General features: G+C 70.3%; 6 protein-coding genes. 3 read left to right on the top strand and 3 right to left on the bottom strand.

Annotated features, from left to right (window positions below):
• Both OOT08_RS13570 and OOT08_RS13565 read right to left on the bottom strand, forming a co-directional pair.
• On the bottom strand, window positions 1-1,181 hold a 1,181-nt coding region (locus tag OOT08_RS13570), incomplete at its 3' end, for a solute symporter family protein (RefSeq protein WP_325093661.1).
• Between the two features lie 29 nt (window positions 1,182-1,210).
• On the bottom strand, window positions 1,211-1,576 hold the full coding sequence (locus OOT08_RS13565) for a DUF485 domain-containing protein (protein ID WP_325093301.1): 366 nt from the start codon (window positions 1,574-1,576) through the stop codon (window positions 1,211-1,213).
• Between the two features lie 282 nt (window positions 1,577-1,858).
• Between OOT08_RS13565 and OOT08_RS13560 the strand changes: the two genes are divergently transcribed.
• Window positions 1,859-2,749: a LuxR C-terminal-related transcriptional regulator gene (locus OOT08_RS13560; RefSeq protein WP_325093299.1), complete on the top strand. Its 891-nt coding sequence runs from the start codon at window positions 1,859-1,861 to the stop codon at window positions 2,747-2,749.
• Here OOT08_RS13560 and OOT08_RS13555 read toward each other — a convergent pair.
• Window positions 2,739-3,491, bottom strand: coding sequence for a TetR/AcrR family transcriptional regulator (locus OOT08_RS13555; RefSeq protein ID WP_325093298.1), 753 nt, complete (start codon window positions 3,489-3,491; stop codon window positions 2,739-2,741). The two genes, OOT08_RS13560 and OOT08_RS13555, sit on opposite strands and share 11 nt — an antisense overlap.
• A 140-nt stretch (window positions 3,492-3,631) precedes the next feature.
• Here OOT08_RS13555 and OOT08_RS13550 point away from each other — a divergent pair, with 140 nt between their 5' ends.
• Both OOT08_RS13550 and OOT08_RS13545 read left to right on the top strand, forming a co-directional pair.
• Window positions 3,632-4,567, top strand: a complete 936-nt coding sequence (locus OOT08_RS13550) for an ABC transporter ATP-binding protein (protein ID WP_325093297.1) — start codon at window positions 3,632-3,634, stop codon at window positions 4,565-4,567.
• Window positions 4,564-5,307 (top strand): ABC transporter permease, encoded by a 744-nt coding sequence (locus tag OOT08_RS13545; RefSeq protein ID WP_325093295.1) that lies wholly within the window; start codon window positions 4,564-4,566, stop codon window positions 5,305-5,307. The genes OOT08_RS13550 and OOT08_RS13545 overlap by 4 nt, the downstream gene beginning before the upstream one ends.
• Window positions 5,308-5,342 lie beyond the last annotated feature (35 nt).

The raw sequence follows: 5,342 nt of genomic DNA, 5'->3' as shown, positions 1-5,342 counted from the left end.
GTGCGGCGGGCGATCTTCATCTCCGTGCCGGGCTCGGCCTTCCCCTTCTTGATCACGTTCGAGTACACGTCGTGGGCGAAGGAGGCGGCCGCGGTGATCGTGAGCCCGGCGACGACCGCGAGGATCGTGGCGAAGGCGATCGCGGAGACGAAGCCGAGCAAGAGCGGCCCGCCGAGCACCTGCGCGAGCAGGGGCGCGGCGGAGTTCACGCCGCCCGGGGAGTTCTGGATCGTCTCGGAGCCGACGAGCGCCGCGGCGCCGTAGCCGAGGACGAGCGTCAGCAGGTAGAAGCCGCCGATGAGCCAGATCGCCCAGACGACCGAGCGGCGGGCCTCCTTGGCCGTTGGCACGGTGTAGAAGCGCATGAGCACGTGGGGCAGCCCCGCCGTGCCGAGCACGAGGGCCAGGGCGAGGGAGATGAAGTCCAGCGGGTTCGCCCCGTACTGGAGCCCCGGCGTGAGGATCGCTTCCGGCGGGGTGGAGACGGAGTTCTCGACCGCGCTGGCGAGCACCGCGGAGAGGTTGAAGCCGTTCATTGCGAGCACCCAGACCGTCATGGCCGCGGCCGCGCCGATCAGCAGGAACGCCTTAATGATCTGCACCCAGGTGGTGCCCTTCATGCCGCCGATGAGCACGTAGACGATCATGAGCACGCCGACGACGGCGATCACGAGGGACTGCCCGATCCTGCTGTCGATGCCGAGCAGCAGGGAGACGAGGCCGCCCGCGCCCGCCATCTGCGCGAGCAGGTAGAAGAAGCAAACGGCGAGCGTCGTGAGCGCCGCGGCCATCCGAACCGGGCGCTGCTTGAGCCGGAACGACAGCACATCGGCCATCGTGAACTTCCCCGTGTTGCGCATGAGCTCGGCCACGAGCAGCAGCGCAATGAGCCAGGCGACGAGGAAACCGATGGAATACAGAAAACCGTCGTAGCCGTTGATCGCGATCGCCCCGACGATGCCGAGGAAGGAAGCGGCGGAAAGATAGTCGCCAGAAATCGCGAAGCCGTTCTGCGGGCCGGTGAACGATCGCCCACCCGCGTAGTAATCGGCCTCGGAGACGTTCGTCCGGCTGGCCCGGATGACGATGAACAGGGTCACCGCGACGAAGGCGAGAAAAATCGAGATGTTCAGCACCGGGTTGTTTTCGGCGCTGAGGTCCCGAACCTCGGCGGGGAACATCCCCGGTCCGGGGCGGAGCATGGCGTCGATCATGCGCTGGCCTCCTTTTCAGCGAGATCCGCGCGAATCTGCTCGGCGATCGGATCGAGACGGCGGTTCGCATAGGACACGTAGGCCATCGTGATCGCGAAGGTGCTCACGAACTGGGCCAGGCCGAATAGCAGCCCGACGTTGATGTCGCCCCAGACCGGCTGAGACATGAAGTCGTGCGCGTAGGCGGCGAGCAGCACATAGGTGAAGTACCAGACGAAAAAGGCAATGGCGAGTGGGAACACGAACGCGCGGTGGCGTTTTTTCAGGGTGTGGAAGGCGGCTGAGGCCTCCTCAGCCGGGTAGTCGATTCCGGGCTCGGACTCCTGGCGGACCGAGCCGCTGGACGCGTGTTGATCGTGCACGATGGGTCTCCGTTCGTTGAGCGGGTGGGTGAGCCCCCGACCGCCGTCGAGCGGTCGAGGTGGCCGGTTGGCAGGTCCGTACCGGCCGATCGCGTGCCTCGGCGAGCCCCGAGCATCGCCCGGAATCTCGTGCGGCTGCGGCACTGGGGCATCAGTTTTCACCATCAATTTCGTCGCTGAAATCGCGGTTGCTTTCGCATCGTTTTCGTGCTGGCACCCCGTGTTACGCTCACCATATTCGGGGCGAAAACCGGAAACCACCCCCGAAAGTTTGGAGTCCGGATGGACGATCCACACCCCCCGACGGAGCAGGTGCTCGTGCAGCGCGCCGTGGATCGCGTGGCGGAGAGCACCGGGTTCTCGCTCTCCTTTGCCGGCTTCGTGACGGAGCACGAGATCCAGGTGAGCGCCTTCGCGGGCACCCGGACCCGGAGCCTGATGGGGCTGCGCGTGCGCGAGGCCCGTGGCCTCGGCGGCCTCGTCATGCTCGAGGGCCGCCCGCGCATCACGAAGGACTACGGGTCCTCACAAAAGATCACTCACGACTACGACCGCGCCGTCCTCGGCGAGGGCGTCGCCTCGCTCTTCGCGGTGCCCGTCCCGCTCGGGGGCCGCGTCCACGCGGTGCTCTACGGCGGCGCGCACGGGCTCACCTCGCCCGAGACGCTCGCGACCGGCCCGGTGCTCAGGATCGCCCAGGAGCTGGCCACCGAGTTCCGGGTGCACGACCTGCTCGTGCGCGAGTTCAACCGCCTGGGGATGATCCTCCCCGCGGAGCAGCGGGCGGAGGCGAGCCGGGCGGGGGAGGCCTCCCCCGAGCTGTCCTCCTACGCCCTGGAGGAGATCCGGGCAAGCTACGCGGAGCTGCGAGGGATCCGCGCCCGGGTGGAGGACGCGCAGCTGCGGGGCCGGATTCAGCAGCTCGGCGATCGGCTCGCGGCCCTCGCCGTGGAGGACGGAGCGCCCGTCGATCCGGGCGTGCTCCTGTCACCTCGGGAGCGGGATGTGCTGTCCTGGGCGAGCATCGGGCACACGAATGCGCAGATTAGCCGCACGCTCGGGCTTCGGGAAAACACGGTGAAGAGCTACCTGAGCACCGCCATGAACAAGCTGAACACGCGCACCCGCTACGCCGCGGTCTCGACCGCGCGACGCCTGCACATCATTCCGTGACCGGGTCGCCCGCCGCGGGTGCTGCGCCAAGCCCGCCCAGGAGCACTCGAAGCGCCAACTCCGCGAAGGCTCCTTCGCCTGGGCTGAGCACGCGGCCGCTGGCGATCTCGGGATCCGATGCCTCGGCGTGCTGGGCGCGGTCCCGCTCCGCGTTCGGCAGCGCCTGAATCAGCCGGAACACGAGCGGCCGCATCTCGGCCAGGTGCTCCGGGTGCCGGGTGGCGAACAGGATCGCCTCCGTCGTCAGCCGGGTGGCCGAGGCGATCTCCTGGGCGCTGAGCGGGGCGCCCGCGTCCGGCCCGGAGCCGAGCTGCGCCTCGACGCGCTCCGCGACGTCTCGGACGGCGGCGAGGAACACCTGTTCTTTCGAGCCAAAGTGCGTGTAGACCGCGCCCTTCGTGAAGCCAGCGGCCTGCGCAATGTCCTCCAGGGAGACGCCGGAGTAGCCCCGCTCGGCGAAGAGTTCCCCGGCGCGGCGCAGGAGCTGCTCCCGGGTACTCAGGGGTCGCGCGCGCTCCTCAACCCAGGACTTTGCCTGGGCGAGGGCCTCGGCTGCGGCGAGCAGCCCCTTGGCCACGCCCTGCTCCGCCTGCGCGCTGCCCGCCGCGCCGAGGCTCTGGCCGAGCTTGCCCGCGGCGTCCGCGAGAGCCCGGGCGGCGTCGCGCAGCTTCTGCTCGGCCGAGGTTTCTCGGCCCGCGCCCTCGGGGTCGGGGCTTCCCGCGTCTGCGCCTCGCGATGTCATGCCCCCAGCATACCGCCGGATACCGGAAAGAATGGAGCTTGCGCCGATCCATACCCAAGGGTATGTTCATACCGTCAAGTATTCGCCCGGGTGGCCTTCCTCCGGGCGTTCCCCCAAACCGCACAGAACAGGAGGTCCCCGTGACCCAAGAGGTGCTCGCCGTAAGCGAGCTGGTGAAGACCTATTCCGGCCGAGGACGCAACCGGGCCAACGACGGGATCAGCATGACCGCGTCCGCCGGTCGGGTCCTCGGGGTGCTCGGCCACAACGGCGCGGGGAAGACCACCCTCGTCAATCAGATCGTTGGCCTGCTCCGGCCCGATTCCGGCTCCATCAGCCTCGCCGGGATCGACGCAATCGCGCACCCGGCCCGGGCCCGCGAGCTCGCGTCGGTGCAGGCCCAGGCAAACGTGCCGATCACGGGGCTGACGCCGCGCCGCGCCATCGAGCTGGTGGCCCGCATCCGCGGGACCCAGCGGCGCGAGGCCGCGGCGCGCGCCGCCGCACTGATCGAGACCCTCGATCTGGCCCCCTGGGCCGACACCCCGGCGGAGAAGATCTCGGGGGGCGTGGCCCGGCTCACCGCCTTCGGCATGGCCGCGGTCGCCCCGGGCCCCCTCGTCATCCTCGACGAGCCCACCAACGACGTTGACCCGGCCCGCCGCCGCCTGCTCTGGTCGGCCATCCGCGGGGTCGCCGATGCCGGCGCCGCGGTGCTCCTCGTCACCCACAACGTCCGCGAGGCCGAGCACACGGTGGACGACCTCGTCATCCTCGACCGCGGGCGGGTGATCGCCGCCGGCACTCCCGCGCAGCTCACCGCCCACCTGCGCGACACCCTCACGCTGGAGCTGGACGCCGCCCGGGTGCCCGAGCTCCCCGCGGGGATGCGCGCCCAGGTGGTCGGCCCCGCGCAGGCCGCCGTGACCGTCCCCGCGAGCCGGGGTGCCGAGACCGTCGCCTGGGCACAGGCCGCCGTGGACCGGGGCGACATCGAGCGCTTCTCGCTCACCGCCGCCTCCCTCGAGGACGTCTACCTCGACCTCGTCGGCTCCGAGCAGGGAGCGGCAGCGTGAGCGCGGCGAGCGCCCTGCGGGGCACCGGCCTCATGGTGCAGTGGCAGCTGCGCCGCCAGGCCCAGTTCCTGCCCCTGCTGATGGTGGTGCAGTCCGCGCTGGCCGTGTCCACCGTGCTCGGCTACGGGATCCTCATCGGCGATGTCTCCCCCGAGGCCGCCCTCTACCTGGCCACCGGGGCCCCCACGATCACGCTGATCGTGGTCGGCCTCGTGATGACCCCCCAGCAGATGGCGCAGGCGAAGACCGAGGGCAGCGCGGAGTGGCTGCGCACGCTCCCCCTGCCGCGGGCGGCGTTCCTCGTCGCGGACCTCGCCCTGTGGACGCTGCTCGCCCTGCCCGGGCTCGTGCTCGGGGTGATTGTGGGCGCGCTGCGCTACGACATCGACTACCAGATCTCTGCCTGGCTCGTGCCCATCGCCCTGCTCGTCTCGCTCACCGCCGCGGCCGTCGGCTACGCCATCGCGGTGCTGTTCCCGCCGCTCGTGGCCCAGCTCGTCTCGCAGCTGCTCGTCTTCCTGTTGCTCCTGTTTTCCCCCGTGAGCTTCCCCGCCTCGAATATGCCCGGCTGGCTGCAGCGGGCACACGAGGTGCTCCCCATCGAGCCCATGTCGAACCTCATTCGGGCCGGCCTGGTGGGCCAGCAGTTCGAGGCCCAGCCCCGGGACCTCGCGCTCGTGCTCGTCTGGTGCGCCGCCGCGGTCACCCTGGCGCTGTTCGCCCTGCGCCGCCGCGGCTGAGCCGTGCGCTCGGGGCGGGGGCGGGACCGCGCGTT

Source organism: Leucobacter sp. M11 (assembly GCF_035726885.1).
In the GTDB taxonomy this organism is placed as follows: domain Bacteria; phylum Actinomycetota; class Actinomycetes; order Actinomycetales; family Microbacteriaceae; genus JAPFRB01.
The sequence above is the reverse complement of the archived record's forward strand: the minus strand, read 5'-3'. Positions and strand labels throughout refer to the sequence as shown.

What these genes read in the sequence shown, in the direction of transcription:
- OOT08_RS13560 (WP_325093299.1), top strand. Translation starts at nt 1,859, where the DNA reads ATGGACGATCCACACCCCCCGACGGAGCAGGTGCTCGTGCAGCGCGCC.
- OOT08_RS13555 (WP_325093298.1), bottom strand. Translation starts at nt 3,491, where the DNA reads ATGACATCGCGAGGCGCAGACGCGGGAAGCCCCGACCCCGAGGGCGCG.